A 25,843-nucleotide genomic window follows, 5' to 3' on the forward strand; every position below is an offset into this window, starting at 1 on the left:
CGACCACCAGATGACCACCGAAACCGACCCCAGCAAAATCGCCAAAGACGCCATCATCTGGCTAGCCCACCGATAACGCGGCCAACCAGCACGCCCAACGACTTCTGAAACACGGCCTAGCGGGCAGGGTCAGATGCGGGCGAGGAATCCGGCGATGACGTCGGGCGTGCGGGCGGGCGGCTCGGCCTGCACGCCCAGCCGGTTCAGCGCGTCCCGGTACCGCGTGACGTCGGACGCGCGGTCCGGGTACAGGGCGCCGGTGAGCTGCTCCAGGTACACGACGTCCGGCAGCTCCGGCTCGGCGAACCGGAGCAGGGTCACCGGACCGCTCTCGGCGGCGTGCCCGCCGGCGGCGAACGGCAGCACCTGGACGGTGACGTTCGGCAGCCGCGAGATCTCGATCAGGTGCCGCAGCTGCTCGCGCATCACCTCGGGGCCGCCGACGACGCGGCGCAGCGCGGCCTCGTCCAGCACGGCCCACAGCTTCACCGGCTCGGGCCGCTCCAGCACGAGGCGGCGGCGCATCCGCAGCTCGACGCGGCGGTCGATCTCCTCGGCGCTCGCGCCGGGGTACCGCGCGGCGATGAGCGCGCGGGCGTAGCCGGGGGTCTGCAGCAGGTCCGGGACGTTCTGGACCTCGAACACCCGGATCAGCACGGCGCCCTGCTCCAGGCCGAGGTACGGCTCGAACCAGCCGGGCACGACGTCGGCGTACGGCTGCCACCATCCGGGCCTGTTCGCCTGCTCGGCCAGTTCCAGCAGCGCCTCGCGGCGGACCGGGTCGTCCACCCCGTAGAGGGTGAGCAGGTCGGCGACGTCGCGCTCCTTGAACCCGACGCGCCCCAGCTCCATCCGGCTGATCTTGGAGTGCGAGCCGCGGATCTCGTAGCCGGCGGCCTCGGTGGAGATCTCGGCGGCCTCGCGGAGCCGGCGCAGCTGCGCGCCGACGACCATGCGGAGCACGGTCGGCCCCGACGCGGCGGTGCCCGCCGGAACGGTGCCGGACGGGACGGGCGCGCCGGGCCCGGACGCCTCGGGCGGCGCTTCCGGTCCGAGTCTCGGGTCTCCCACGGGACGCCTCCTCCGGCGCACGGCGACGTGCCTTCCGCAAAGAAGTTACCCGTCCGCGGGCGCGTTGCCCAATGCACTCCGGCGGACCGTTTTGTGAGATTCTCAGGCGATTCTTCCGGCGCATCGCGGGCGAAACGGCGCTGACCTGGCAGGATACGAGCCGGCAAGAAAATCCCGAAAAAAGTCGCGGCGGATGTCGATCCGGCCCGCTCCCGGTCGACGCGTCAGTGAGGGCCGGGAGGGACCCGGCCCGCCAGGACGACGGAGGCACCGATGCGCTTCATGATGATGACCACGGACGACGGCGAGCAGCAGGGCGCGCCCGACGAGGCGATGATGGCGGAGATGGGCGCGTTCATCGCCGAGATGTCCGCGGCCGGCGTGCTGCTGGCGACCGGCGGCCTGGAGCCCGGCGGCACCCGCATCAAGGCGTCCGGCGGCAAGGTCACCGTCACCGACGGCCCGTTCGCCGAGGCCAAGGAGGGCGTCGTCGGCTTCGCGCTGGTCGAGGTGCGGACCCGGGAGGAGGCCGTCGAGCTGTCGAAGCGCTTCTTCCAGATCGTCGGCGACGGCGAGGGCACCATCCAGCAGGTCTTCGGCCCGGGCGACGAGGTCCCCGGCGCCTGATCGGCCGACCGCCCGGCCCCCTCCCGACGGTGCCGGCGGTGACCTGCGGGGAGGCGACGTCCGGGTTGCGCGGCGGGCGGCGCGGGTGCTGTCATCGGCACCGTGACGCCATCCGCCGCCCCCGACGCCCCGGACGCGCGCGACGCGAGCGACCCGGGCTCGTCGGGCGCCCCGGGCTCGGGCGCCCCGGAACCATCGCGCGCGCCCGCCGCGGGCGCAGGCCGCCCGGCGGGCGTGCACGCGAGCATCGACGCGGTCTGGCGGCTGGAGTCCGCCCGCATCATCGCCGGGCTGGCCCGGCTGGTGCGCGACGTCGGCCTCGCCGAGGAGCTCGCGCAGGACGCGCTGGTCGCCGCGCTCGAACAGTGGCCCGAGTCGGGCGTCCCGGACAACCCGGGCGCCTGGCTCATGGCCGTCGGCAAGCGCCGCGCCATCGACCGGATCCGCCGCGAGCAGCGGCTGGAGACCAAGCTGGAGGAGCTCGGGCACGGCCTGGAACCCGAGGCGCGCGAGGCGCCGCCCGAGTTCGACCTCGCCGCCGACGACGAGCACATCGAGGACGACGTGCTCCGGCTCGTCTTCACCGCCTGCCACCCCGTGCTGTCCACGCAGGCCAGGGTCGCGATGACGCTGCGCATGCTCGGCGGCCTCACCACCGAGGAGATCGCCCGCGCGTTCCTGACCTCCGAGCCGACCGTCGCGCAGCGGATCGTCCGGGCCAAGCGGACGCTGTCGGAGGCCGGCGTCCCGTTCGAGGTGCCGGAGGGCCCCGACCGGGCCGCCCGGCTGTCGTCGGTGCTGGAGGTCGTCTACCTGATCTTCAACGAGGGCTACGCGGCGAGCGGCGGCGACGACTGGGTCCGCGCGGACCTGTGCCAGGAGGCGCTGCGCCTCGGCCGCGTCCTCGCCCACCTCGCGCCCGGGGAGCCGGAGGTGCACGGGCTCGTCGCGCTGATGGAGATCCAGGCGTCCCGCATCCGCGCCCGCACCGGGCCGTCCGGCGAACCCGTCCCCCTGCACGAGCAGGACCGCGCCCGCTGGGACCGGCTGCTCATCCACCGCGGCTTCGCCGCGCTGCTGCGCGCGCGCGAGATCGGCGCGCCGCCCGGCCCGTACGTCCTGCAGGCCGCGATCGCCGCCTGCCACGCGCAGGCCGCCACCGCCGCCGACACCGACTGGGCGCAGATCGTCTCGCTGTACGGGCACCTCGCGCGGGTCGCGCCGTCCCCGATCGTCGAGCTGAACCGGGCCGTCGCCGTCGGCATGGCGGACGGCCCCGAGGCGGGCCTGCGGCTCGTCGACGCCATCGCCGCCGAACCGGCGCTGCGCGGCTACCCCCTGCTGCCCGGCGTCCGGGGCGACCTGCTCGCCCGGCTCGGCCGGACCGCCGAGGCCCGCGCGGAGTTCGAGCGCGCCGCGGAGCTCACCCGCAACGCGCCCGAACGCCGCGTCCTACTCGACCGGGCCGCCGCCCTGCACGGCGCTCAGTAGTCCTTCACCGTGAACGCGTTGACGATCTCGCCGAAGTCCTGGAAGTCGATGACCTCGGTGTCCTCGCCCATCTCGGCGTCGCGCTGCGCGTCCACCCGCGCCTTGTTCGTCAGCGCCAGCTCCTGGTTCGCCGCGACGTACCCGCGCAGCTCCCGCTCGTAGGCCGCGAACGCCGCGCGGTGGTCGCCGCCCGCCGCCTTCAGCTCGCCGGCGAGGACGTACGCGCCGACCATCGCCATGCTGGTGCCCTGCCCCGACAGCGGCGACCCGCAGTACCCGGCGTCCCCGAGCAGCACGACGCGGCCCTTCGACCACGCGTCCATGTGGATCTGCGCCATCGCGTCGAAGTGGAAGTCCGGCGCGTCCCACATCGTCTCCAGCAGCCGCGGCAGCTCCCAGCCGCCGCCCGCGAGCGCGTCCGCGAGGATCTTCTTCTGCGCGGCGGTGTCGCGGTAGTCGTAGGTGATCGGCTCCTTCGACTCGAAGCCCAGGTAGACGCGGACCTCCTTGTTGCCGCGGACGCTCATCACACCGCCGCCCCATGCGCTGCCCGGCATCTGGTGGAAGACCTGCCAGCGGTCCAGGCCGAGGAAGTTCGGCGCCGTCCACACGCCGAGGTAGGTGCCGAGGTGGGAGATGAACCGCTCCTCCGGCCCGAAGACGAGCCGCCGCGTGTGGGAGTGCGCGCCGTCCGCGCCGACGACGAGGTCGAACCTCCGGGTCGTGCCGCTGCGGAAGGTCACCCGCACGCCGTCGTCGTCCTGCTCCAGCGCGGCGATCGAGTCGCCGAACAGGTACTCGACGCCGTCGCCCGCCGCGTCCGCGAGGATGCGCGAGAGGTCGTCGCGGAGGATCTCGACGTCCGGGCCGTCGAGGTCGCCGGCGGTGATGGTGCGCTCCTCGCTGCGGTACAGCTCGGCGCCGTCGGCGTCCACCATCGACATCCCGCGCATCTGGACGCGCCGCTCGCGGACCAGGTCCAGGATCCCCATCCGCTCGGCCACCTCCAGCGCCGGGCCGCGCACGTCGATCGCCTGCCCGCCGGCCCGCAGGCCCTGCGTGACCTCGACGATCGTGACCTCGAACCCGTGGCGCCTCAGCCAGTACGCCAGGGCGGGGCCGCCGATGCTCGCGCCGGAGATGAGGACCTTGGTGTTCTCCATGAGTGACTCCCTCTCAGGGGCGGGAAGTGCTTCCCGCCGTCACTCGGGAGACTGGCGGCGCCCGCTGACCGCGCCCGCACCGTCCGCTGACGGGCCGGGCACGGGCGCGCGGTCACGAGGGGGCGGTCACCGGCGGGCGGTCACGAGCGGGAGGCGGCGTGGGCGGCGTCGATCTGCTCCCAGGCGACCTGCAGCAGGGCGGCGCGCTTCTCCTCCGGCGTCCCGTCCATGGACGAGATCGCGAAGGTGCCGAAGTAGACGGTGAACAGCGCGCTGAGCGACCGGACGCGGTCCAGGACGGGACTCTCCGGGTCGGTGAGCAGCGCGCCGAGGTCCTGCATGCGGTCGCGGAAGGTCTTCGGCGCCGTCCGGCCGCGCAGCGCCGCCTGGTTCTCCTGGAGGAACTGGAAGACCGGGGCCCACTCCTCCAGCGCCTCGTTCAGGCGGCGCAGCAGCTCGCGCCGGGTCTCCAGCGTCGGGGGCTGGGCGCGGGCCCAGGCGATCAGCTCGTCCAGCCGCTCGCCGATGCCGCCGACGAGGGCGTCGAGGATGTCCTCCTTGGTGCGGAAGTGGTAGTAGAGCGCGGCCTTGGTCACGTCGAGCCGCTCGGCGATCTCCCGCAGCGAGGTCTGGTCGTAGCCGCGTTCGAGGAAGAGCTCCAGCGCGACGTCCAGGATGCGTTCCCTGGTGTCCTTGCGACGCGTCTGCGGCTTGCCCACGGTATGCCTCTCCTCCGGCCGTCCTGCCCCGTCCTCCACCGTATCGCGGCAACTTACTTGACGCCCGGCTAGTTAGCGCGGCTAGCGACCGGGCCCGGCCGCCGCGGTGGCGCCGGGGACCCCACGGAACGCGCCATCCGCCAGGGTCGTTCGGCCGGAATGGTACTGATGATGGATGCGGACGCCGCGTCCGCGGAGAGGAGCCCCCCGTGATCGCGCTTCCGGACGTCCGGGCCGCCGCCGGCCGCGTCGCCGGCCGCGTCCGCGAGACGCCGCTGCTCGGCGTGGACCCCGGCCCGCTCGCCCCCGCCGGGCGGATGTGGCTGAAGCTGGAGCAGGCCCAGCACACCGGATCGTTCAAGGCGCGCGGCGCGTTCAACCACATCCTCGCCGCGCGGGACGGCGGCCGGCTCCCGGAGGCCGGCGTCGTCGCGGCGTCCGGCGGCAACGCGGGCCTCGCGTTCGCCTATGCCGCCGCCGAGGTCGGCGCGCCCGCGGAGGTGTTCGTCCCCGAGACGGCCCCGCCGGTGAAGGTCGCGCGGCTGCGCGCGCTCGGCGCCACCGTCGTCCAGGTCGGCACCCGCTACGCCGAGGCGCAGGACGCCGCCACCAAGCGCGCCGCCGACACCGGCGCCCTGTTCTGCCACGCCTACGACCAGCCCGAAGTCTGCGCCGGCCAGGGCACCCTCGGCCTGGAGATCCTCGACCAGACCGGCGGCGAGGTCGACACGGTCCTCCTCGCCGTCGGCGGCGGCGGGCTGATGGCGGGCGTCGCCGCCGCCCTCGAAGGCCGCGCCCGCGTCGTCGGCGTCGAACCGGAGACCATCCCGACCCTCGAACGCGCCCTGCACGCGGGCCGGCCGGTGGACGTCCAGGTCTCCGGCGTCGCCGCCGACTCCCTCGGCGCCACCCGCCTCGGCGACATCGCCCACGCCGTCGCGACCCGCACCGGCGTGGTGCCGGCGCTGGTCTCCGACGACGCGATCATCGACGCGCGCCGCTTCGTCTGGGAGGAGTACCGGCAGGTCGTCGAGCACGGCACCGCCGCCGCCGTCGCGGCCCTCCGCACCGGCGCCTACCGCCCGTCCCCCGGCGAGCGCGTCGTCGTCGTGCTGTGCGGCGCCAACACCGACCCGTCCGACCTGTGAACCCGGCCTAGCGCAGTTGCGCCGCGAGCGTCCGGGCCGCGCGGAGGAGGTTGGACGTCCCCTTCCGCGCGGCCAGTTCCTCGATCTCGGGGACGGGCGCGGACGCCTTCGCCCACCGCGCCGTCCTGGCGCCGAGCGCGATGAGCCGGTCGTGGGCGAACGGCGGCCGCCGCCCCGGTTCCGGGTGCAGGAGCGGCAGCGCGGCGGCGATCGTCTCCCAGACCTCGGCGTACGCGCCCGCCTCCGCCGCGCGTTCCAGGGCCTCGACCACCCGGACCAGCTTGATCTCCCCGGCGAGCGCCAGCCGCCCGATGTGCCGGCCGAGCGCGGCGGCGGGCAGGTCGCCCCGCGCCGCCAGGACCAGCAACGTCTCGCCGGCCTCCTCGTCGTCCGGAAGGGCGAGCTGGCAGGCGAGGAAGAACGCGACGGCCTCGGCGAGCGCCCCGGTCCCCGACGTGCGGTCGATGAGCACGGAGACCGGCATGTTCACGCTGGACCATTCGCGCCGCCGCCGCAGCCCGGGGACGAGGTGCGCGGCGACCACGTCGGGATGGGACGGCAGCAGCCACGGCCAGTACGCCCAGTGCCGGCTCCAGGCGGTGTGGACGTCCTTCTCGGGCGCGGTGAAGACGGCGTCCACCAGCGGCAGGCCGGTCGGCTCGGCGCCGATGACCACGTCGGGAGGGCCGTCCGCGACCGGGCTCACGACCACGTCGCCGCGCGGCGCCCCGCCCTCAGCGAGCCAGCGGGCGGCGGCGCGTCCCGCCTGCGACACCAGCCGGCCCGCCCGCCGGGCCGCTTCGGCGTCGGGCTCGAGCGGCAGCCTGAGCAGCGCCTGCTGGAGGTCGGCGGAACCGGGCTCCACGCCCGCCGCCTCGCACTCCTCCAGACGCTCGACGAGCGCGAGCGCGTCGACGTGGCCCGTCGGACGGGTCGGAGTGGCCAGCAGCACCGGTGGCGGCGTCCCGTCCTCCACCGCGCGGTAGACCTCCGCGAACCGCGACACGAAGAGCCGGTCAAGGGGCGGCCCCTGCACCCGCGCGGCGAGCCGGCGGCCGTTGTGCCGGACCGGCGAGCCGATCAGCAGACGCCCGATGCCGACCAGCCACTCCTCGGGGGCGAGCCAGAAGTCCAGGCGTTCGAGGTACGGATGGAAGTCCCTGTGCAGTACGGGGGTCAGCACGGCCCGCAGGGCGTCGCGGTCCTGCCGGATGAGGCGGACGTAGGCGGCGAGCAGCTGCTCGCTCATCGCCCAGCCGATCCCGTCCTGGAGGGCCTTGGCCAGCTCGACCGGAGTCGTGATGGGCGGCGGCAACGGCTCCGGCGCCGGTTCCGGGACCCGTCCGGGCACGGCGAGGGCGGGCGGGGCGGGGTCGTCGTCCACCGGGTCCGCTTCGGAGACCTCGCCGCCGAAACGGGCGACGACCTGCGCGGCGAGGTCGGGCGGCAGCAGCGGCACGGCGTCGCGCAGGGCGGCGCCGTCCGTCGCGGCCGGGAGCTTGAGCGCGACCCGCACGGCCCGCTGCCGGACGGCGTACGACTCGTGCCCGAACGCGCGCGCGAGCGCGGCGGCGCAGCCGTCCGCGAGGTCGGGGTGGCGCCGCACGGTCCGCTCCAGCCACGACAGGCCCGTCCGGACGAGCCCGGACTCGGCGCGGAACAGCAGGCCGTCCAGGGCCTCGACCACGAGGTCGGGCGGGAGGTCGTCGCGGTCCTTCAGCAGGTCGAGGGCGGACTCCGCGACCGGGCCGGGCGCGGCGGGCAGCAGCCGCGAGTAGTCGCGGGCGCGGGCGCCCGCCTCGGCGTCCGACGGGGCGAGCGCGTCATGGAGCCGGACGAAGAAGCGCAGGTCGAGGGCCGTCCCGCCGCGCAGGAACCGGCGGACGCAGCCGTCCAGCAGCATCCCCCGGTCGACCTGGCCCCGCGCGGCGAGCGTGGCGAGCCCCCGGACCCAGCGGTCGCTGTCGCGCAGCTCGCGTCCCACGCCCTCCGCCTCGAAGATCCGCGGCAGCAGCACCGGGAGCAGCGGGTCGCGGGTGCGCGGCGGCGCCGAGGCGACCCAGCCGACGACGAGCGGATCGTGCTCGGGCGGTTCCGCCCCGGTCGCCCTCAGCAGGGCGAGGACGAGGTCGAGGCCGGTGTGGCGCGGCCCCCGCAGTCGCAGGGCGAGGCGCCGCGCCAGGTCGGCGAGCCAGGCGTCGTCGTGGGCCTGCCAGAGGCCCATCAGCAGGGCGGTGTCGTGGTGGTCGTCCGTCCAGCGCGAGTTGAACTCGCGGCGGCCCAGCCAGGACGCGACGGCCGACGCGCCGCCGAGCGTGCCCGCCCCGGCGGCGCGGAACGCCGGCGCGAAGTCGTCGATGCCCTCCCAGGTCTCGCGCCGCGACCGCACCTCGCGCACGTGGCCGGGGAGCGCCTCGGCGACCTCGCGGCGGCCGGCGGCGTCGAGGGAGAGGACCGCGCCGGCCACGGCGTCGGCCTTCCGCGCGTCGATGAGCGCGGCGATCTCGTCCCACGCGGTCGTCGTCATGCCCACGAACATTAGGCCCGCTCACCGACATTCCGGAGTCAGGCTCCGAAATAGGCGCCGCCGTTGAGGTGGAGCACCTGCCCGGTGATGTGCCCGGCGCCCGGCGAGGCGAGGAACGCGGCGAGCGCGGCGACGTCCTCCGGCGTTCCGGCGCGCTTGGTGGCGGTCTGCCCGACCAGCATGGCGCGCCGCTCGCCGGTCATCTGGTCGCCGAAGAACTCGGTGTCCTCGACGAGGCCGGGAGCGATCACGTTGGCGGTGATGCCGCGCTCGCCGACCCGCGCGGCCAGCTCGATGTTCCAGACGCGCATGCCGGCCTTCGCCGCGCCGTACGATCCGCCGCCGCGGCCGCCCGCGATCGAGCCCATGCTGATCACGCGGCCGCCGCGGGCGAGCCGCGGTTCCAGGGCGGTCGTGACGAGGACGGTGCCGACCAGGTTGACCTCCAGGTTGGCGAGCCACGCGTCGCGGACGCCGGCGAGCCCGGACGGCGCGGGGCGTCCGGTGTCGGTGTTGCCGCCGGCGTTGTTGACGAGCACGTCCACCGTCTCGGGCAGCTCGGCGAGGGCGGCTTCGACCTGGCCGGGGTCGGTCACGTCGAAGACGACGGGCCGCACGCGGGGGCCGAGGTCGGCGGCGGTCTCGGCGAGCACCTTCTCGCGCCGGCCGGTGATGACGACGTCCAGGCCGTCCGCCGCGAGGGCCGCCGCGACGGCCCGGCCGATGCCGGTCCCGCCGCCGGTCACCACTGCGCTGCGGGTCATGGGGACCTCCTTCGTTTAGGTCTAAACTTCGCCTTAAGCTAGACGCCGTGGAGGACGAACGCAAACACGGGGACCCGGTCGACGCCATCGCCGAGGCGTGGGCGCGCGAGCGTCCCGGCACGCCGGTCGCGTCCATCGGGATCATCACCCGGGTGTGGCGCGCGGCGAAGTTGCTCGGCGACGAGCGGCGCCGCACGCTCGCCCGGCTCGGCATCGACACGGCCACGCTCGACCTGCTGTCCACGCTGCGCCGGCGCGGAGCGCCGTACGCGATGACGCCCGGTCAGCTGCGCGAGGCGTCGCTGCTCACCGCGGGCGCGATCACCCAGCGGGTGGCGCGGGCGGAGCGGGCGGGGCTGGTGGAGACCGAGCGCGGGCCGCGCGGCCGGACGTCGTCGGTGCGGCTGAGCGACGCGGGCCACCGGCTGATCGAGGACAGCGTGAACCGGCTGCTCACCTACGAGGACTCGCTCCTCGACCACCTGGACGAGGAGGAGCGCGAGCGGCTCACCGAGCTGCTGCGCCGCCTCCTGGACGGGCTCGTCGAACGGCTCGGCGCCGACGCCAAGCCCGGCCAGGTGGGCGAGCGCTGAGCGTCAGGAGAGCAGGTCGGCGAGGGTCTCCCGGCGGGACGGGTGGCGCAGCTTGTGCATCCCCTTGGACTCGATCTGGCGGATGCGCTCGCGGGTCACCCCGTAGACCTTGCCGACCTCCTCGAGCGTCTTCGGCTCGCCGCCCGCGAGGCCGAACCGCATCGAGATGACGCCGGCCTCGCGCTCGGTGAGCGTCTCCAGCACGGCGTCGAGCTTGCCGCGCAGCATCGAGGACGCGACCACGTCGGCGGGGTCGCCGCCCTCGGGGTCCTCGATGACGTCGCCGAGCTCGCCGTCGCCGTCCTCGCCGAGCGGGGTCTGCAGGGACAGCGGCTCGCGGGCCTGGCGGCGCAGCCACTCGACCTTCTCCGGCGTGACGTCCAGCTCGACGGCCAGCTCCTGCGCGGTGGGCTCGCGGCCGAGGTCCTGCATCATGCGGCGGCGGATCCGGGTCATCCGGTTGAGCACCTCGACGACGTGCACCGGGATGCGGATCGTCCGGGACTGGTCGGCGAGGGCGCGGCTGATCGCCTGCTTGATCCACCAGACGGCGTAGGTGGAGAACTTCAGCCCGCGCCGGTACTCGAACTTCTCCACGGCGCGGATCAGCCCGAGGTTGCCCTCCTGGACGAGGTCGTTGAGCGGCAGGCCGTGCCCCATGTACCGCTTGGCCAGCGACACGACCAGGCGGAGGTTGGCCTCGACCATGTGCTCCTTGGCGCGGCGCCCGTCGGCGGCGATCCAGGCCAGGTCGTCGCGGTCCTGCGGGGACAGGGCGTCGCCGAGGGTCTCCAGGCGTTCGCGCGCGAACAGCCCGGCCTCGATGCGCTTGGCCAGCTCGACCTCCTGCTCTGCGGTGAGCAGCGGGGTCCGGCCGATGCGGGAGAGGTAGTCCTTCATCGGGTCGACGAGGTCGCGGCTCGCGGACACGCCGCGGGCGGAGGCGCCCCGGGCGGCCGTGCCGCGCGCGGACGCGGCGCGGGCGGGCTCGGGGGTCGCGACACGGGGGGTGCTGGCGTTCAGGGCGGTGTCCTTTGCTCGTCCGGCCGGGAGGGAACGGGTCACCCGATCTCGGTACCCGGCAGCCCGGCGGCATAAACTTAGGTCGAGCCTAGACATGTGTCAACTATAAACTTATGTCGACGTATGAGAGGATGCCCGGCATGGGTTTGCGGGAACTGAAGAAACAGCAGACGCGGCAGGCCATCTCGCACCAGGCGACGCGCCTGTTCCTGAGGCACGGGTTCGACCGCGTGACCATCGCCGACGTCGCCGCCGCCGCGCAGGTCGCGAAGATGACGGTCACCAACTACTTCCCGCGCAAGGAGGACCTGGCCCTCGACCTGCACGAGGAGTTCGTCGCCCAGCCCGCCCGCACGGTCGCCGAGCGCGCGCGGGGCGAGTCCGCGCTCGCCGCGCTGCGCCGCGCGTTCCTCGACGCCGTCGACCGGCGGGACGCGGTCATCGGCTTCTCCGGCGCCGACTTCGCCCGCATGATCACCGAGAGCCCCGCGCTGGTCGCGCGGCTGCGCGAGTTCCACGAGGAGCGCGAGCACGCGCTCGCCGCCGTCCTCGCCGAGGAGACCGGCGCGGACGCCGGCGACGTGGTCGTCCGCGTCGCCTCGGCTCAGCTCATCGGCGTGCACCGCGTCCTGTTCGAGGAGACGCTGCGCCGCACCATCGCCGGTGAGGACCGCGACGCGATCGCCGCGGCCCTCACCGGCTCCGCCGAGAAGGGCTTCGCCCTCCTGGAGCCGTCCCTGGGGGACTACGCCGTCAGGCGATGACGAGGAGGAGGTCGCCGGCCTGGACGGGGGTGGCCGCCGGGACGGCCAGGCGGGACACGGTCCCGGCCACCGGGGCGGTGATCGCGGCCTCCATCTTCATCGCCTCGATCGTGGCGACCGTGTCGCCGGCCTCCACCCGGTCGCCCTTCGCGACGCGCAGCGTCACCGAGCCGTCGAACGGCGCGCCGACGTGGCCGGGTTCGGCCGGGTCGGCGCGCTCCACCGGCGGCGCGTCCGACGCGACCGACTTGTCGCGCACGGACAGGGTGCGGAGCTGGCCGTTCACCGTGCAGATGACCTGCCGGACGCCCGCCTCGTCGATGTCGCCGACCGCTTCGAGCCCCGCCAGCACCCGCACGCCCGGTTCGAGGTCGAACGCGACCTCCTGCCCGGCGCGCATCCCGTACAGGAACGCGCCGGTCGGCAGGACGGACAGGTCGCCGTACGCCGCGCGGGCCTCGCGGTACTCCTTCGCGGGGCCGGGGAACAGCAGGCGGTCGAGGGTGTCGCGGACCTCGGGCCCGGCGAGCGCCTTCTCCTCCGCGCCGTCCAGCTCGGCGCGGGCCGGGGTGTACTGGCGCCCGGCGAGCGCCTTGGTGCGGAACGGCTCGGGCCAGCCGCCGGGCGGGTCGCCGAGCTCACCGCTGAGGAACCCGATGACGCTGTCGGGGATGTCGTAGCGCTCGGGGTTCGCGGCGAAATCGTCCGGGTCGGCGCCGGCGGCGACGAGGTGCAGGGCGAGGTCGCCGACGACCTTGCTGGACGGCGTGACCTTGACGAGCCGGCCGAGGATGCGGTCGGCGGCGGCGTAGCAGCGCTCGATCTCCTCGAACCGGTCGCCGAGGCCGAGCGCGACGGCCTGCTGGCGCAGGTTCGACAGCTGCCCGCCCGGGATCTCGTGCTGGTAGACGCGTCCGGTCGGCGACGGCAGGCCCATCTCGAACGGCGCGTACAGCTTGCGCACCGCCTCCCAGTAGGGCTCCATCACGGTGAGGGCGTCGAGGTCGATGCCGGTGGCGCGGCCGGTGAAGTCGGTCGCCGCGACGATCGCCTGCAGGGGCGGCTGGCTCGTCGTGCTGGAGAGGGGCGCGGCTGCGCCGTCCACGGCGTCCACACCGGCTTCGATGGCCGCGATGTAGGTGCCGATCTGGCCGCCTGCGGTGTCGTGGGTGTGGAGGTGGACGGGCAGGTCGAAACGCTCCCGCAGAGCGCTCACCAGTGTGCGCGCGGCAGGAGCGCGCAGGAGACCTGCCATGTCCTTGATGCACAGGATGTGGACGCCCGCCTCGACCAGTTCCTCGGCGAGGCGCAGGTAGTAGTCGAGCGTGTAGAGGCGCTCGTCCGGGGACGACAGGTCGCCCGTGTAGCAGAGGGTGCCCTCCACCAGCGCGTGCGTCTGCAGCGCCGCGTCGATCGCGGGACGCATGCGTTCGACGTCGTTCAGCGCGTCGAACACGCGGAAGATGTCGACGCCCGTACTGGCGGCCTCCTTGACGAACGCGCGCGCCACCGAGTCGGGGTACGGCGTGTAGCCGACGGTGTTGCGGCCGCGCAGCAGCATCTGGATGCACAGGTTCGGTGCCGCTTCCCGGATGGCCGCGAGCCTGTCCCACGGGGACTCGCCCAGGAAGCGGAGCGCGACGTCGTACGTCGCGCCGCCCCACGCCTCTATGGAGAGGAGCTGCGGAGTCATGCGGCCGAGGTAAGGCGCCGCGGCGACTAGGTCGTGCGTGCGTACCCGGGTCGCCAGCAGCGACTGGTGCGCGTCCCGGAACGTGGTGTCGGTGACGGCAAGCGCGTTCTGCGCCCGCAACTGCTCGGCGAACGCGCGCGCGCCGAGAGCCAGAAGGCGGTCGCGGGAACCTTCCGGGAACGGGTCGTCGAGCTGGAGCGGCGGGAGCTTCGTCGCCGGGTCCAGGGCCGTGGGCGCCTCACCGTGCGGCTTGTTGACGGTGACGTCCGCGAGGTAGCGGACGAGCCGCGTCGCACGGTCGCCGCTCGACCGCGCCGTCAGCAGCTCCGGATGGTCGGCGATGTAGGACGTGCTGACGCCGCCCCTGCGGAAGTCCTCCTCGTCCAGCAGCGCCTGCAGGAACGGGATGTTCGTCGCGACGCCCCGGATGCGGAACTCGGCGACCGCCCTGCGCGCGCGCCGCACGGCCTCCTCGAACGTCCGGCCCCGGCACGTCAGCTTCACCAGCAGCGAGTCGAAGTGCGGGGACACGATCGCGCCGCCGTGCGCGGTACCGGTGTCCAGGCGCACCCCGGCGCCGCCCGGCGACCGGTACGCCGAGATCTTCCCGGTGTCGGGGCGGAACCCGTTCGCCGGGTCCTCGGTCGTGATCCGGCACTGCACCGCGAACCCGCCGACCACCACGTCCTGCTGGGAGATGCCGAGGTCGTACAGGGTCTCGCCGCCCGCGATGCGCAGCTGGCTCTGCACCAGGTCGACGCCCGTGACCTCCTCCGTCACGGTGTGCTCGACCTGGATGCGCGGGTTCATCTCGATGAAGACGTGCTCGCCGCGGTCGTTCACCAGGAACTCGACGGTCCCGGCGTTCACGTAGCCGATCTCGCGGGCGAACTTCACCGCGTCCTCGCACAGCCGCTCCGCGATGGCCGCGTCCAGGTGCGGCGCCGGCGCGATCTCCACGACCTTCTGGTGCCGCCGCTGCACCGAGCAGTCGCGTTCGCGCAGGTGGACGGTGTGCCCCGCACCGTCCGCGAGGACCTGCACCTCGATGTGGCGGGGCCGGTCCACCGCCTGCTCCAGGAAGACCGTCGGGTCGCCGAACGCGCTCTCCGCCTCGCGGCGCGCCGTGTCCACGGCGGCCTCCAGCTCCTCGCGGTGGTCGACGCGGCGCAGCCCGCGCCCGCCGCCGCCCGCCGCGGCCTTCACGAACAGCGGGAACCCGACCTCGTCGGCCGCCTCCAGCTCCCGTCCGGGCTCCGGCGTCGCCGACCGCAGCACCGGCAGGCCCGCCCGCCGCGCCGCCGCGACCGCCTCGATCTTGTTGCCGGCCAGGCTCAGCACCCGCGACGGCGGGCCGACGAACGTGATGCCGTTGCGCTCGCACGCCTCCGCCAGCTCCGGGCTCTCCGACAGGAACCCGTAGCCGGGGTAGACGGCGTCGGCGCCGACCCGCAGCGCCGTCTCCACGATGCCGTCCACGTCCAGGTAGGCGCGGACGGGGTGGCCGTGCTCGCCGATCTCGTACGCCTCGTCGGCCTTCTGCCGGTGCAGCGACAGCCGGTCCTCGTGGGCGTAGACGGCGACGCTGGCGATGCCGAGTTCGTACGCGGCGCGGAACGCGCGTACGGCGATCTCGCCGCGGTTCGCGACGAGCAGCTTTGTGATCACGTGTTCTCCCAGGAGACGGCTCGGGCGCGTCCGCCCGCACCCGACGGCCTCCCGGGCTCGGCGCTGAGCGTCGGAGGAGCATGGGCCGGTCCGGCGGGCGAACCGAATCTTCGGATACCTACCCAGTTGACCGGCCGGGCCCCGCCCGGGATACCCCGTCCCCTTGTGAACAAAGTGATAGATCGCGGTTACCGCGAAAAACGCTCTTTCGTTCCGTCCGCGGCGAGGAGGGTCTCGGCGATCGCCCTGGCCCGGAGCGCGGGCGCGGCCGACCGCTCGCGCAGCGCGGTCACCAGTGCGCCGTCCAGCAGCAGGACGAACTGCCGCGCCAGCTCCGCGGCGTTCGCACGGTGCCCCGCCTCGGCGAGCAGGCGCTCGAAGAACGCGGCCACCGCCGTCTTGTGCGCGTCCGCGAGCCGCCGCACCCCGGCGTCGCTCCCGGCCGTCTCGGCCATCGCGTTGAGGAACGAGCACCCGTGGAAGTCCGCGCTCTCGAACCGTCCGGCCATCACGTCGAAGACGTCGAGGGGGTGCCCGCCGCGCTCGGCGACGGCCTCCTCCAGGCCCCTGCGCCACGTGCGGTCGCGCTCGCCGAGGACGGTCGCGACCAGGTCCTCCTTGCTCTGGAAGTGCCGGTAGAAGGACGCGCGGCCGACACCGGAGGCGGCGAGCAGCCGTTCCACGCCGACCGCGCGGACGCCCTCGGCGTAGAAGAGCTCCTCGGCGGCCTGGACGAGGCGGTCGCGCGCACGGGTCGGCATGCCGCCAGCGTATCCGGCTTTGACGGAAAACGGAACCGACCGGTACCGTCTCGAAAACGGAACCGATCAGTACCGTTCTGACGCCGCGCCAGCCGAAGGAGACCGCATGGCCGTCACCGCGCCGCCGGAGAGCCCGCCCACCGGGGTCCCCGCCCGCACCCTCGTCCTCGCCGCCGGCACCTTCGCCGTCGGCACCGACGCGTTCGTCGTCGCGGGCGTGCTGCCCGAGATCGGCCGCGACCTGCACGTCGGCGTCGCCGCCGCCGGACAGCTCGTCACCGTCTTCTCGATCGCCTACGCCGTCCTGTCCCCGGTCATGGCCGCCCTCACCGGCACCTGGCCGCGCCGCCGCGTGCTGCTCACCGCCCTCGCCGTCCTCGCCGCCGGCAACGCCGCCACCGCGCTCGCGCCCGGCTACGGATGGGTGCTGGCCAGCCGCGTCATCGCCGCAGGCGGCGCCGCGATGTTCACCCCCATCGCCGGCGCCACCGCCGCCGCGCTCGCCGGCCCCGCGCACCGCGCCCGCGCGCTCTCCTACGTCACCGTCGGCCTCGTCACCTCCACGGCCCTCGGCGTCCCGATCGGGACGCTGCTCGGCACCGTGATGTCCTGGCGCGGGACGATGTGGTTCGCCGCCGCGCTCGCCGCCGTCGCCGCCGCCGGGGTCGCCGCGCTGCTCCCGCACGTCCCCGCGCCGCCCGCCGTCGGCCTGCGCGCACGCCTCGCGCCCCTCGCCGACCGCCGGGTCAACGCCCTCCTCGCCACCACCGCGATCCTGTTCACCGGCATCTACCTGCTGCAGAACTACATCAGCGTGGTCTTCGAGCCCGCCACCGGCGGCGGCGGACGCTCCCTGGCGGTGCTGCTGTTCGTCTCCGGCTGCGCGGGCACCGCCGGCAACCTCATCACCGGCGCGTGGGCCGACCGCTTCGGGCCGCGCCGCGTCATCACGGGCGTCGCCGTCGTGCTGGCCGCCGACCTCGCGCTGCTGCCCGTCACCGGGGCGACCATGGCGGGCGCCGCGGCCGCCGCCGCCGTCTACGGGTTCACCGCATGGGGCGTCATGGTCCCGATGCAGCACCGGCTCATCGCGGTCGCCCCGGACGCGTCCGCCCTCCTCGTCTCCCTCAACGCCTCCGCCGTCTACCTCGCCGTGTCGATCGCGGGCGGCGCGGGCGCGCTGTGGCTGCGGGCCGCGGACGCCACGTCCCTCGCCTGGGTCGCCGCCGCCGTCACCGTCGCGGGCCTCGCCGCCTCCGAGGCCGCGCACCGGCTCACCGCCGCCACCCGCACCCGATGACCGCCTTCATCCGGCCCGCCACGCGGACCTGCCGGACGCTCTAGGCTGTTCGGTCGGGTTTCGTGTGCTTGTAGGGGGAACAGGGTGCGGCTGCCGGAACATCTCGAACTTCTCGTCTCCGACGAGCCCGTCCTCGACGTGTACTCCTACGGGCCCTGGCGCGTCCCGGACGGCCTGTACGACGAGATCCGCGCCCGCATCGACACGCTCGCCGCCGACCCGCGCTGCAAGGACGCCACCACCAGCGAGCACTCCCTGCTCACCGCGCCCGCCCCGCTCGTCGTCGCGGAACTGCTCCTCACCCTCGACTTCCTGCTCGGCGCCGGAGCCGTCAACGCCGGCACCCACTCCCGCCTGCAGTACCAGTTCTTCAACCGCTACCACAACGAGCCCCGCGACCCGCTGCGCGACGCCGGCGGATGGGGCGTCAGCCGCGGCTCCTTCCAGCCCCTCGAATGGCTGGAGGACTGCGGTGACCAGGACCTCGCCCTGACGCTCGCCCGCGAGTCCCTCGATGTCTTCGAGGGACTGGAGCCCATCGAGCAGCGCCGCCAGGCCCTCATCAAGCTGTACGACGACCCGCCGCCCGCGCTGCGCATCCAGACGCCGCTCGCCGAGCAGCGCGCCCTGTGGCTCGCCCACGCGAGCGACGACATCGTCACCGTCCTGCCCGAACTCGCCGGACCCATCGGCTACCTCGAATGGGTCTGCTCCGGGCTCCTGCCCGTCCACGAGCACCTGCGCGAGGTCGCCCCGCACGACGAGACCGCCGACGAGCTGCTCGTCCACCTGCTCCTCCAGGGCGGCCTCAAGCAGGTCCCCGCCGAACTGTCCGTCGTCCTCACCGAGGACCGGTACGGCGAACTCCTCGAACGCTTCGCCCGCGACCGCGACACCTTCGAACCGAACCCCTGGTACCTCAACGAATGGGGATGGCTCGGACGCGCCCTCGGCGCCGGCGCCATCGACGCCTGCCGCGGCTGGCTCGACATGGCCATGCGCTTCACCGGCTGCGTCCAGGGCCTGCCCAACGAGCCCCGCATCCCCGACCCCGAATGGATCCCCGTCGGCGAGTTCGGCGCCGACGTCCGCCGCCTGTTCACCCCCCGCCGCCGCATGGTCAACCCGCTCGCCGCCGGCGTCGGCACCGCCCCGTCCCGCAACCGCCGCACCCGCCGCGCCGAGGTCGGCTCCGGCCTCGTCGGGCAGCCCGACGTCGTCGCCGCGCTGGAGACCATCGCCGAGACCGGCGGGCCCGTCCGGCTGATGCTCGTCGGCCCCGACGGCACCGGCAAGCGCGACGCCGCCCAGGAGATCGCCCGGCTGCTCCGCGAGCACCGCATCGTCGAACCGCCGCTGTGGCTCGCCGACGACTTCTTCGCCGGCAAGGAGGTCTCCTCCGCCACCACGCAGCTCTACAGCGAGGCCCGCGACGCCGCCGGCAACCGCCTCATGGTCATCGACGGCCTGGACGACATGTCCCGCGACGGCCGCAGCGGCGAGGCCATCGTCGAGGAGCTCCACCGCGCCCTCGACGTCCACGACGACCTCCACGTCGTCGCCCTGTGCGAACCCGGCGGCGACGAGCGCATCCGCGAGGTCAACCCCGGCCTCTCCCTGCGGTTCCAGGTCGTCCGCACCCACCCGTTCGACGCCGACGGGTACGCCGAACTGTTCAACCGCGCCCTCCAGCAGCGCGGCGCGCGCGCCCACAAGCGCGCCCTCACCGCCGCCGGGCAGCTCCTCGTCCGGACCCCGCCCATCCGCAACCTCCGCAACGCCCGCCTCGCCCAGCGCCTCGCCGACATCGTCGTCGAGAACGTCCGCGCCAGCACGCCCGCCGGCGAGGAGCTCGTCGTCAAGCGCGCCGACGTCCCCGCCGCCTTCGACACCGCCGGCACCCCGTCCGACCCCATGGCCGAACTCGCCGCCCTCACCGGCCTCCGCACCGTCAAGGCGGAGATCGAGCTGCTCGTCGCCGGCGCCAAGGCCGCCAAGCTGCGCCGCGAGGCCGGCCTGCCCTCGCCCGCCGCGCCCGCCCGGCACATGGTCTTCACCGGCGACCCCGGCACCGGCAAGACCGTCGTCGCCCGCCTCCTCGCCCGCATCTTCAAGGACCTCGGGCTGCTGTCGTCCGGCCACCTCGTCGAGGCGTCCCGCTCCACCCTCGTCGGACGCTACGTCGGCGAGACCGCCGTCAAGACCCGCGGCGTCGCGCAGAGCGCCGTCGGCGGCGTCCTGTTCATCGACGAGGCCTACGCCCTCACCGAGACCAGCATGTCCGACGACTACGGCCAGGAGGCCATCGCCGAACTCATCAAGGTGATGGAGGACCACCGCGACGACCTCGTCGTCATCGTCGCCGGCTACGAGCGCGAGATGCAGCGCTTCATCGCCTCCGACCCGGGCCTCGCGTCCCGCTTCCCCACCACCGTCCGGTTCCCCGACTTCACCGACGCCGAACTCGTCGAGATCTTCACCGGGCAGGCGGCCGCCGCCGGCCTGTCGCCCGCCCCCGCCGCCCTCGACAAGATCACCGAGCTGCTCCGCCGGGCCCCGCGCGGCCGCTCCTTCGGCAACGCCCGCGTCATGCGCAACCTGTGCGAGCGCGCCATCGCCCTGCAGGCCCGCCGCGTCACCGCGCTCCGCCGCCCCGGCCCCGACGACCTCGCCGCGCTGCTGCCCGAGGACATCCCCGACGGCCTCACCGGCGCCGGACGCGTCGTCCCCGCCACCGACCAGCTCGCCGAGCTCGACGCCCTCATCGGGCTCTCCGCGGTGAAGGAGGAGGTGCACCGCCTCGCCGCCGAGGCCCGCGGCGCCGAACTGCGCCGCGCCGCCGGCAAGCAGGTCACCGTCCCCACCCGGCACATGATCTTCACCGGCAGCCCCGGCACCGCCAAGACCACCGTCGCCCGGCTCGTCGCGTCCGTCTACGGCCACCTCGGTCTGCTGTCGTCCGGCCACCTCGTCGAGGTGTCCCGCGCCGACCTCATCGGCCCCTACCTCGGCCAGACCGCCCCGCGCGTCCGCGCCGCCGTCGAGCAGGCGCTCGGCGGCGTCCTGTTCGTCGACGAGGCGTACTCCCTCGCCGGCGACGCCTACGGGCAGGAGGCCGTCGCCACCCTCGTCCAGCTCATGGAGGAGTACCGCGGCGACCTCGTCGTCATCGCCGCCGGCTACGCGCGCGAAATGGACGCCTTCCTCGCCGCGAACTCCGGCCTGTCATCCCGGTTCCCCAAGCGCATCTCCTTCCCCGACTACACCGACGACGAGCTCGCCGCCATCTTCGAGCACCTCGCCGCCGCCGAGGGCCTCACCCTCGCCCCCGACGTGCCCGGACGCCTGCGGGCCGTGCTCCGCGACACCCCGCGCGGCCCGTCCTTCGGCAACGGCCGCCTCATGCGCAACCTGCTGGACGCCGCCGTCGCCGCCCAGTCCGAACGCCTCACCGCGTCCGGCTCCCCGTCCGACACCGAGATCATCACCCTGCGCGCCGAGGACCTCCGCACCGCCGCCCCCGCGTCCCCGGAGAGCGCCACGGGCCTGTACCTGTGACCCGTCCACAGGTGGTCTGACGGCGCAACACACAATTGGTCGGAATCTCCCGGCTGCGCCTGTCTAGACTCGTCTCGCCCAATCAATGCGGAGCTGGAAGGGGCTCGGTGTCCGATCGAGACTGGCAGCACACGGTGCTGCGCGACCTCGGCGCACTGGAAACCGGCCTGGTCCCGCCAACCCCACACCCAACCCCACCAGCGCTCCCTGCCCCTGCCGGTGCCGCGACCGGTCCACCCGCACCCGCCGAGACCAGCCCACCCGCAGCCCCGAACACACCACCTACAGCCGCCGAGGCCAGACCGCGTGCGGCCGCGAGCACATCACCGCCCTCCCCCGCCCGCAATTCCACGCCGCCCGCAGGCACCCGCACGCCCACAGCACCCTTCTCCCGGACCGCCGTCCCGCACCCGACCCCGGCCACCGCCCGGACGGCCACGCTGCCTCCCACCCCAGCACCGTCCCCCTCCACGGGCTCTGCTGCACGGCCAACTGAGGCGCGCCCCGTACCCCAGAAGCCACACCCGGACGAACCACCCAAACCACACACGGACAAGCCGACCAAGCCAAACGCGGACGAACCAACCGAGCCAGACGCGGACGAGGCAATCGGGCCACACGCGGAGGAGCCGACCAAACCACAGGCGCCCCCGTCCGCTCCCCCTCAGCCTTCAACAGCTGCGAGCGCAACCGAGACGCCTGCCCCGTCCTCCACCGCGCTCGCGGACAAAACCGCAGCACCCGTCCCGTCCGCCCCCTCAACAGAAGCCGCCTCCTCCAGCACCACCGGCTGGCCGATCACACCCCCGCCCTCACCTCCACTTCACCCCTCACCGGCTTCAAGCTCCGCGAGCGCGGCAGAAACGCCTGACCCCTCCCCCTCCACCCTCGCGGACAAGAGCCCCTCGCCTTCCCCGTCCGTTCCCTCAACGGAGCCCGCCCCCTCCAGCACTCCTGGCTGGACGATCACGCCTCCGCCTACACAGTCGCTCCCGCCTTCGCCTTCGACCACACCAAGCCCCCCACCAAGGCCGGGCCTCCCGGCCACCTCCGACAACGCACCACCGCTTCCCACCCCGGAGCCGCCCGCAACCTCGAACCGCCCCTCCGCCCCCGAAGACCGGATGACCCCCCAGCCACCCCCCGCCACCTCGGCACCAGCACCGCCCTCTACGCCCCCGAAGGACGCCACACCTCCCGTCCAAACACCGACCCCCCACGTCTCCGCGGACATCGAGCCTCCACCCCCACCCGCAACAGGCTGGACGATCGCTCCGCCGGTTGGGGCATCGCCTGCCACCGCGCTCCCTCCGCCCACGCCCGAGCCAAGGCCGCACGAGGCGAGTGCATCGCCATCCGAGCCGTCCAGCGCCACCTTCCCCGCCGCCTCACAACCCGGGGAAGTGCCTCCTCAGCCGAAGGTGCCGCCTAAGCCAGCACCGTTCGAACCGCTCCCGCACATGCCGAACCCACCGGCATCCGGGCCATCCCCGGGCATGCCCCAGCCTTCGACCATTCCGCCGCCGAGCACGCCAGCGCCCTCAAGCACGCAACCACCGTCAAACACACAGCCGCCCCCGGCCACACAGCCAGCTCCAAGCACGCCACCGCCTCCGAACACTCCGCCACCTCCGAACACTCCGCCGACCTCGGGCATGCCGCCGACCTCGAACACTCCGGCGTCAGCGGGCATGCCGCCGCACAGCGTCCCCGGGTCACCACAAGTCAGGCCGTCCGCACCCACCGGAGGGCCCAACCGGTTCGCCACGCCGCCCGGCGGCGTCCCCGCGCCCGACGACCTCGTCCGGCGCAATCCGCACGGCGACCCGATGGCCCGCCGGCTCGGACGCGGCGTGCGCCGCGCGATGGGGGCGTCGGCCGCCGGGCAGGTCCGGGAGCTGTCGCAACTGGCAGCGCAGATCGGCGTCCCGGTCCCGTCGAGCCGCCGGATCGCGGTGACCAGCATCCGCGGTGGCGCAGGCAAGTCGACGCTCGCCGCGCTCATCGCGGGGATCCTCCGGCAGTACCGTCCCGACCGCGTCCTCGCGATCGACGCCGACCCGGGCCTCGGTTCCCTCGCCCTGCGCATCGGCGTCAACGCACCCAGCTCGCTCCGGGACCTCGCCGCCGCGCGCCCCCAGTCCTGGGAGGAGACGGCCGCCCGCCTCGGCCGGACCCCCGAAGGCCTCTTCGTCCTGCCCGCCGCCCCGAAGGGCACCGTCGCGGACGATCTCGACCACGCGACCTTCCAGCACGGTACCGGCCGCCTCGGACGCTACTTCTCCACCACCGTCATCGACTGCGGCGGAGGGCTCGTCTCCGAGTTGCAGCGCGGGATCCTGCACGGCGCCCACGCCCAGGTGTTCGTCACCCCCGGCACGCCGGATGGTGCCCTCAGCGCGCGCGCCGCCCTCAATTGGATGGCCCTGAACGGCTTCGGTCCGCTCCTCCAGCGCACGGTCGTCGCCTTGGTCTCGCATACCCCGAATCCGGACGCCGACCTGGACCGCGCCGCCCACCTCCTCAGCAGCGGCACGCTACCCGTCACGCTCCTCCCGTTCGACCGGCATTTGGCGGCCGGCATCGTCATCGCCCCCGAACGCGTCAGCATGCCCACCCACGCCGCCGCGACCCGGATCGCGGCGGACGTCTTCACCCGTTCCCTGAGCGCCTGATGAGCCGCGAACTGATAGTCCTCACCTCCGAGAAGCCGTCCTTGGACCTCCCAGCCCTGGCCTCACCGCCCCTCTACTCAGCAGGGAACGACGTCTTCGACGCCGAAGGTCGACTCCTTCTGCGCGTCCAAGAGCCCGTCCTCATCACCATCGCGGGCGAAGTCGAACGCCTTCTCGGGATCGATTCCGCCGTCCCTGTCTGGTGGACGGAGATCCACGCCGCGACGACCGCGCCCGAGGCGCGCCACCTGGCCGAACGCTGCGCCGAAACCCTCGACGGCACGATCTGGACGGCTCGATGACGGAAACCGCAGGCGGCGCCGACGTCCTCACCGGCCAGGCCATGGTCATGTTGAACGACCGTCCCGTCGTCCCCCTTTCCCCCGCCATTTCCCAGGCCCTCGCCGAATGCGAGCGGACGAACCGCACCCTCCAACTCGTCACGCCCGCCACCAGTCGCCTGACCCTCCCCCTCCGAGCGTCCAAGGCCCAGTGGCTGGTCCACGACGACGGCTACTACGAGGGCCTTACCGGCCGTCCGATGCACTGGAACGGCACCGCCTTCGTTCCGTTGCCCGACGCCCGCGACTACGCCCCCACCTACACGACGCTCCCGGCCGAGCCCATCGGGAGCCAACTGGTCCTCACCTTCCAGGCCCTCCATGCCCCTGAAGCCGTCCTCGGCGCACACACCGAGAAGCTGATGCGCCTCATTACCGGCGAACCCCCGAAAGGCTGGGGCACCACCGAACCCCTGCAACACCCTTGGAACCCCGAAGAACTCACGGCCCACATAACGAGCGCAGCCACGTCCCGCGTCATCGCCATTGGAGCAGGCAGCCGCCCGGCAATGGCCACTTCGGATTTCTCTCCCCTCGTCTCCCCGGCCTCAGGCATGGCCGAGATGACGACGCTCACCATCGGCTACACGGACGACGAAGACCCCCCGATCCCCCAACTCCCGTCCTTCATCGACCTCCTGTCAGCGGACCACCTCCTGACCGCACTGCTGGCCCAGCTGGTCCCCGGCCGCCCCGACCTCACCACCGAACCGCGCTGGACGGGCTCCTCCGCCCCCATCGGCCTCGCTTCCGCCGGCGCCTACACCGGCCCGCCGGGCTTCTCCCGCAAGCGCCTAGGCCCACCGGACGCCCCCATCACCTGGTTCCAACTGGGCGACGGCTACTCCCCCGAATACTGGCAACGCCACCAAGACCTCCTAACCCACCTCCGCCGCACCCCCTGAGCCCTTCATGTCCGCGCCCGGATCTCGTTGATGAGCTTCTGCTTCGTCGCCTTCTGGTCCGGAGGGCCGGTCAACTGCACGACGACGCCCGTCCCGTCGTGGGCATGCGTCATGGCAACACAGACGACGCGTTGCTCATCGTCGTCCTCACCGACGACTTCGGCGTACATCGTGGACGAGTCCGTGCGGCGCCAATCCGCCGCATCCACGACGAGCGTCTTGCTTCTCATCGCAGTTCCCGGAGCACTGCTTGACCGCGACCACGCGCCAGCGCCCGAACTCGCCGCCGTCGTCGGGCTCCTCTTGGCCGCCAACCTGGAAGGCTCAGGAGTGGGCGACGACGACGCTGGAAACGGCGTTTCCGCTCACGGTAGCGGACTCGCACTCAACGACCGGCTCAGGCTCTTAGCGCCCCGCCGGTCAGCCGCCGCGGCCGAGAACATGAGCCAAACAACGACTCCCATCAACAGGCACGAGGCGCTCACCGCCACCACCACTTGCCAACGCGGCTCTTCTCAGCAGACGCCGCGGTTCTCCAGTCGCCGGTTGAGTCTGCGGCCCATCCACCCGATGCGGCACGAAGCCAGGCGACGGAACCCGCGTCTGAGGTGAGGGCCGCTCCTCTAGTACCCGTACACACGCCTCGACGTCCGAGAACGCGGCCCACGCCGCCAGCCCATGCGGCTCCACAACAACCGCGCCAGCGATCAGGTTCCCGAACCGCCCTCCCACACCCGGATCCGACCCCGCCGCCGCGCCAGGCACCACGACGAACACCTGGTCGCCGGACCGCCCCTTGGCCCTGAAGACCACCCCCGCGTCTCGCTCGGCTCCCGCGCGACCAATCAGAACGCCCCGAGAATCCGGGGATCAGAACCTTCCAGCGCCCCTTCCACAGCCACCCGGTCCCGCACGATCACGGCATCAGATGACTAGTGTTTCGCTCGAAAAGTTTCTTTCTGTTTGAGAGACTGGAGTATGCGAACCGCTGCCCCTCTGGCATTACGTGATGGAGATGTGGCCGAGCTGCGTCGGCTGGAGTCGGCGCGCAG

18 protein-coding genes and 1 pseudogene are annotated in these 25,843 nt (G+C 73.6%); 10 read left to right on the forward strand and 9 right to left on the reverse strand.

Annotated elements, in window-relative coordinates; genetic code table 11:
- Positions 1 to 129: 129 nt before the first annotated feature.
- Positions 130 to 954 (reverse strand): helix-turn-helix transcriptional regulator, encoded by an 825-nt coding sequence (locus amrb99_RS45635; protein ID WP_190868359.1) that lies wholly within the window; start codon positions 952 to 954, stop codon positions 130 to 132.
- A 390-nt stretch (positions 955 to 1,344) separates the two neighbouring features.
- Between amrb99_RS45635 and amrb99_RS45640 the strand changes: the two genes are divergently transcribed.
- Together amrb99_RS45640 and amrb99_RS45645 are read left to right on the forward strand one after the other, a co-directional pair.
- Positions 1,345 to 1,698 (forward strand): YciI family protein, encoded by a 354-nt coding sequence (locus amrb99_RS45640; protein WP_190868343.1) that lies wholly within the window; start codon positions 1,345 to 1,347, stop codon positions 1,696 to 1,698.
- Between the two features lie 234 nt (positions 1,699 to 1,932).
- Positions 1,933 to 3,189: a sigma-70 family RNA polymerase sigma factor gene (locus amrb99_RS45645; protein WP_190868360.1), complete on the forward strand. Its 1,257-nt coding sequence runs from the start codon at positions 1,933 to 1,935 to the stop codon at positions 3,187 to 3,189.
- Here the strand turns inward: amrb99_RS45645 and amrb99_RS45650 are convergent.
- Both amrb99_RS45650 and amrb99_RS45655 read right to left on the reverse strand, forming a co-directional pair.
- Positions 3,183 to 4,352: an FAD-dependent monooxygenase gene (locus tag amrb99_RS45650; RefSeq protein ID WP_190868344.1), complete on the reverse strand. Its 1,170-nt coding sequence runs from the start codon at positions 4,350 to 4,352 to the stop codon at positions 3,183 to 3,185. The two genes, amrb99_RS45645 and amrb99_RS45650, sit on opposite strands and share 7 nt — an antisense overlap.
- A 140-nt stretch (positions 4,353 to 4,492) precedes the next feature.
- Complete coding sequence (locus tag amrb99_RS45655) at positions 4,493 to 5,071, reverse strand: TetR family transcriptional regulator (protein ID WP_190868345.1); 579 nt, start codon at positions 5,069 to 5,071, stop codon at positions 4,493 to 4,495.
- Positions 5,072 to 5,280: 209 nt separating this feature from the next.
- On the opposite strand from amrb99_RS45655, the gene amrb99_RS45660 reads away from it, so the two are divergent.
- Complete coding sequence (locus tag amrb99_RS45660) at positions 5,281 to 6,219, forward strand: serine/threonine dehydratase (RefSeq protein WP_190868346.1); 939 nt, start codon at positions 5,281 to 5,283, stop codon at positions 6,217 to 6,219.
- Between the two features lie 7 nt (positions 6,220 to 6,226).
- Here amrb99_RS45660 and amrb99_RS45665 read toward each other — a convergent pair whose 3' ends face one another.
- A complete protein-coding gene (locus amrb99_RS45665) occupies positions 6,227 to 8,746 on the reverse strand; it encodes a DUF6493 family protein (RefSeq protein ID WP_190868347.1) in 2,520 nt (839 codons plus the stop codon).
- Between the two features lie 38 nt (positions 8,747 to 8,784).
- The gene (locus amrb99_RS45670; RefSeq protein WP_190868348.1) at positions 8,785 to 9,510 is read right to left on the reverse strand and encodes an SDR family oxidoreductase; all 726 of its coding nucleotides are present in this window, start codon (positions 9,508 to 9,510) and stop codon (positions 8,785 to 8,787) included.
- Positions 9,511 to 9,557: 47 nt separating this feature from the next.
- Between amrb99_RS45670 and amrb99_RS45675 the strand changes: the two genes are divergently transcribed.
- Positions 9,558 to 10,103 carry a MarR family transcriptional regulator gene (locus tag amrb99_RS45675; protein ID WP_190868349.1) on the forward strand — a complete coding sequence of 182 codons (546 nt, stop codon included), beginning with the start codon at positions 9,558 to 9,560 and terminating at the stop codon, positions 10,101 to 10,103.
- A gap of 3 nt (positions 10,104 to 10,106) precedes the next feature.
- On the opposite strand, the pseudogene amrb99_RS45680 reads toward amrb99_RS45675, so the two are convergent.
- Positions 10,107 to 11,009, reverse strand: a pseudogene (locus amrb99_RS45680) (RNA polymerase sigma factor); the annotation flags it as partial.
- A 257-nt stretch (positions 11,010 to 11,266) separates the two neighbouring features.
- Between amrb99_RS45680 and amrb99_RS45685 the strand changes: the two are divergent.
- Positions 11,267 to 11,890: a TetR family transcriptional regulator gene (locus tag amrb99_RS45685; protein ID WP_241756553.1), complete on the forward strand. Its 624-nt coding sequence runs from the start codon at positions 11,267 to 11,269 to the stop codon at positions 11,888 to 11,890.
- Here amrb99_RS45685 and amrb99_RS45690 read toward each other — a convergent pair.
- Together amrb99_RS45690 and amrb99_RS45695 are read right to left on the reverse strand one after the other, a co-directional pair.
- Positions 11,880 to 15,251, reverse strand: a complete 3,372-nt coding sequence (locus amrb99_RS45690) for a pyruvate carboxylase (RefSeq protein ID WP_190868352.1) — start codon at positions 15,249 to 15,251, stop codon at positions 11,880 to 11,882. The genes amrb99_RS45685 and amrb99_RS45690 overlap by 11 nt on opposite strands.
- Positions 15,252 to 15,439: 188 nt before the next feature.
- Positions 15,440 to 16,012: a TetR/AcrR family transcriptional regulator gene (locus amrb99_RS45695; protein WP_190868353.1), complete on the reverse strand. Its 573-nt coding sequence runs from the start codon at positions 16,010 to 16,012 to the stop codon at positions 15,440 to 15,442.
- A 106-nt stretch (positions 16,013 to 16,118) separates the two neighbouring features.
- Between amrb99_RS45695 and amrb99_RS45700 the strand changes: the two genes are divergently transcribed.
- From amrb99_RS45700 to amrb99_RS45720, 5 genes are all read left to right on the forward strand, one after another.
- Complete coding sequence (locus amrb99_RS45700) at positions 16,119 to 17,312, forward strand: MFS transporter (RefSeq protein WP_190868354.1); 1,194 nt, start codon at positions 16,119 to 16,121, stop codon at positions 17,310 to 17,312.
- An 84-nt stretch (positions 17,313 to 17,396) separates the two neighbouring features.
- Positions 17,397 to 20,870: an AAA family ATPase gene (locus amrb99_RS45705; RefSeq protein ID WP_190868355.1), complete on the forward strand. Its 3,474-nt coding sequence runs from the start codon at positions 17,397 to 17,399 to the stop codon at positions 20,868 to 20,870.
- Between the two features lie 1,691 nt (positions 20,871 to 22,561).
- Entirely contained in the window at positions 22,562 to 23,545 is a 984-nt protein-coding gene (locus tag amrb99_RS45710) for a MinD/ParA family protein (protein ID WP_190868356.1), read from the forward strand.
- Complete coding sequence (locus amrb99_RS45715) at positions 23,545 to 23,847, forward strand: hypothetical protein (protein WP_190868357.1); 303 nt, start codon at positions 23,545 to 23,547, stop codon at positions 23,845 to 23,847. Before amrb99_RS45710 ends, amrb99_RS45715 begins: the two co-directional genes overlap by 1 nt.
- Entirely contained in the window at positions 23,844 to 24,791 is a 948-nt protein-coding gene (locus amrb99_RS45720) for a DUF6177 family protein (protein ID WP_241756554.1), read from the forward strand. The genes amrb99_RS45715 and amrb99_RS45720 overlap by 4 nt, the downstream gene beginning before the upstream one ends.
- A gap of 5 nt (positions 24,792 to 24,796) precedes the next feature.
- Here amrb99_RS45720 and amrb99_RS45725 read toward each other — a convergent pair whose 3' ends face one another.
- On the reverse strand, positions 24,797 to 25,021 hold the full coding sequence (locus tag amrb99_RS45725) for a hypothetical protein (RefSeq protein WP_190868358.1): 225 nt from the start codon (positions 25,019 to 25,021) through the stop codon (positions 24,797 to 24,799).
- Positions 25,022 to 25,843 lie beyond the last annotated feature (822 nt).

It is taken from the genome of Actinomadura sp. RB99 (assembly GCF_014706005.1).
GTDB lineage: Bacteria > Actinomycetota > Actinomycetes > Streptosporangiales > Streptosporangiaceae > Spirillospora.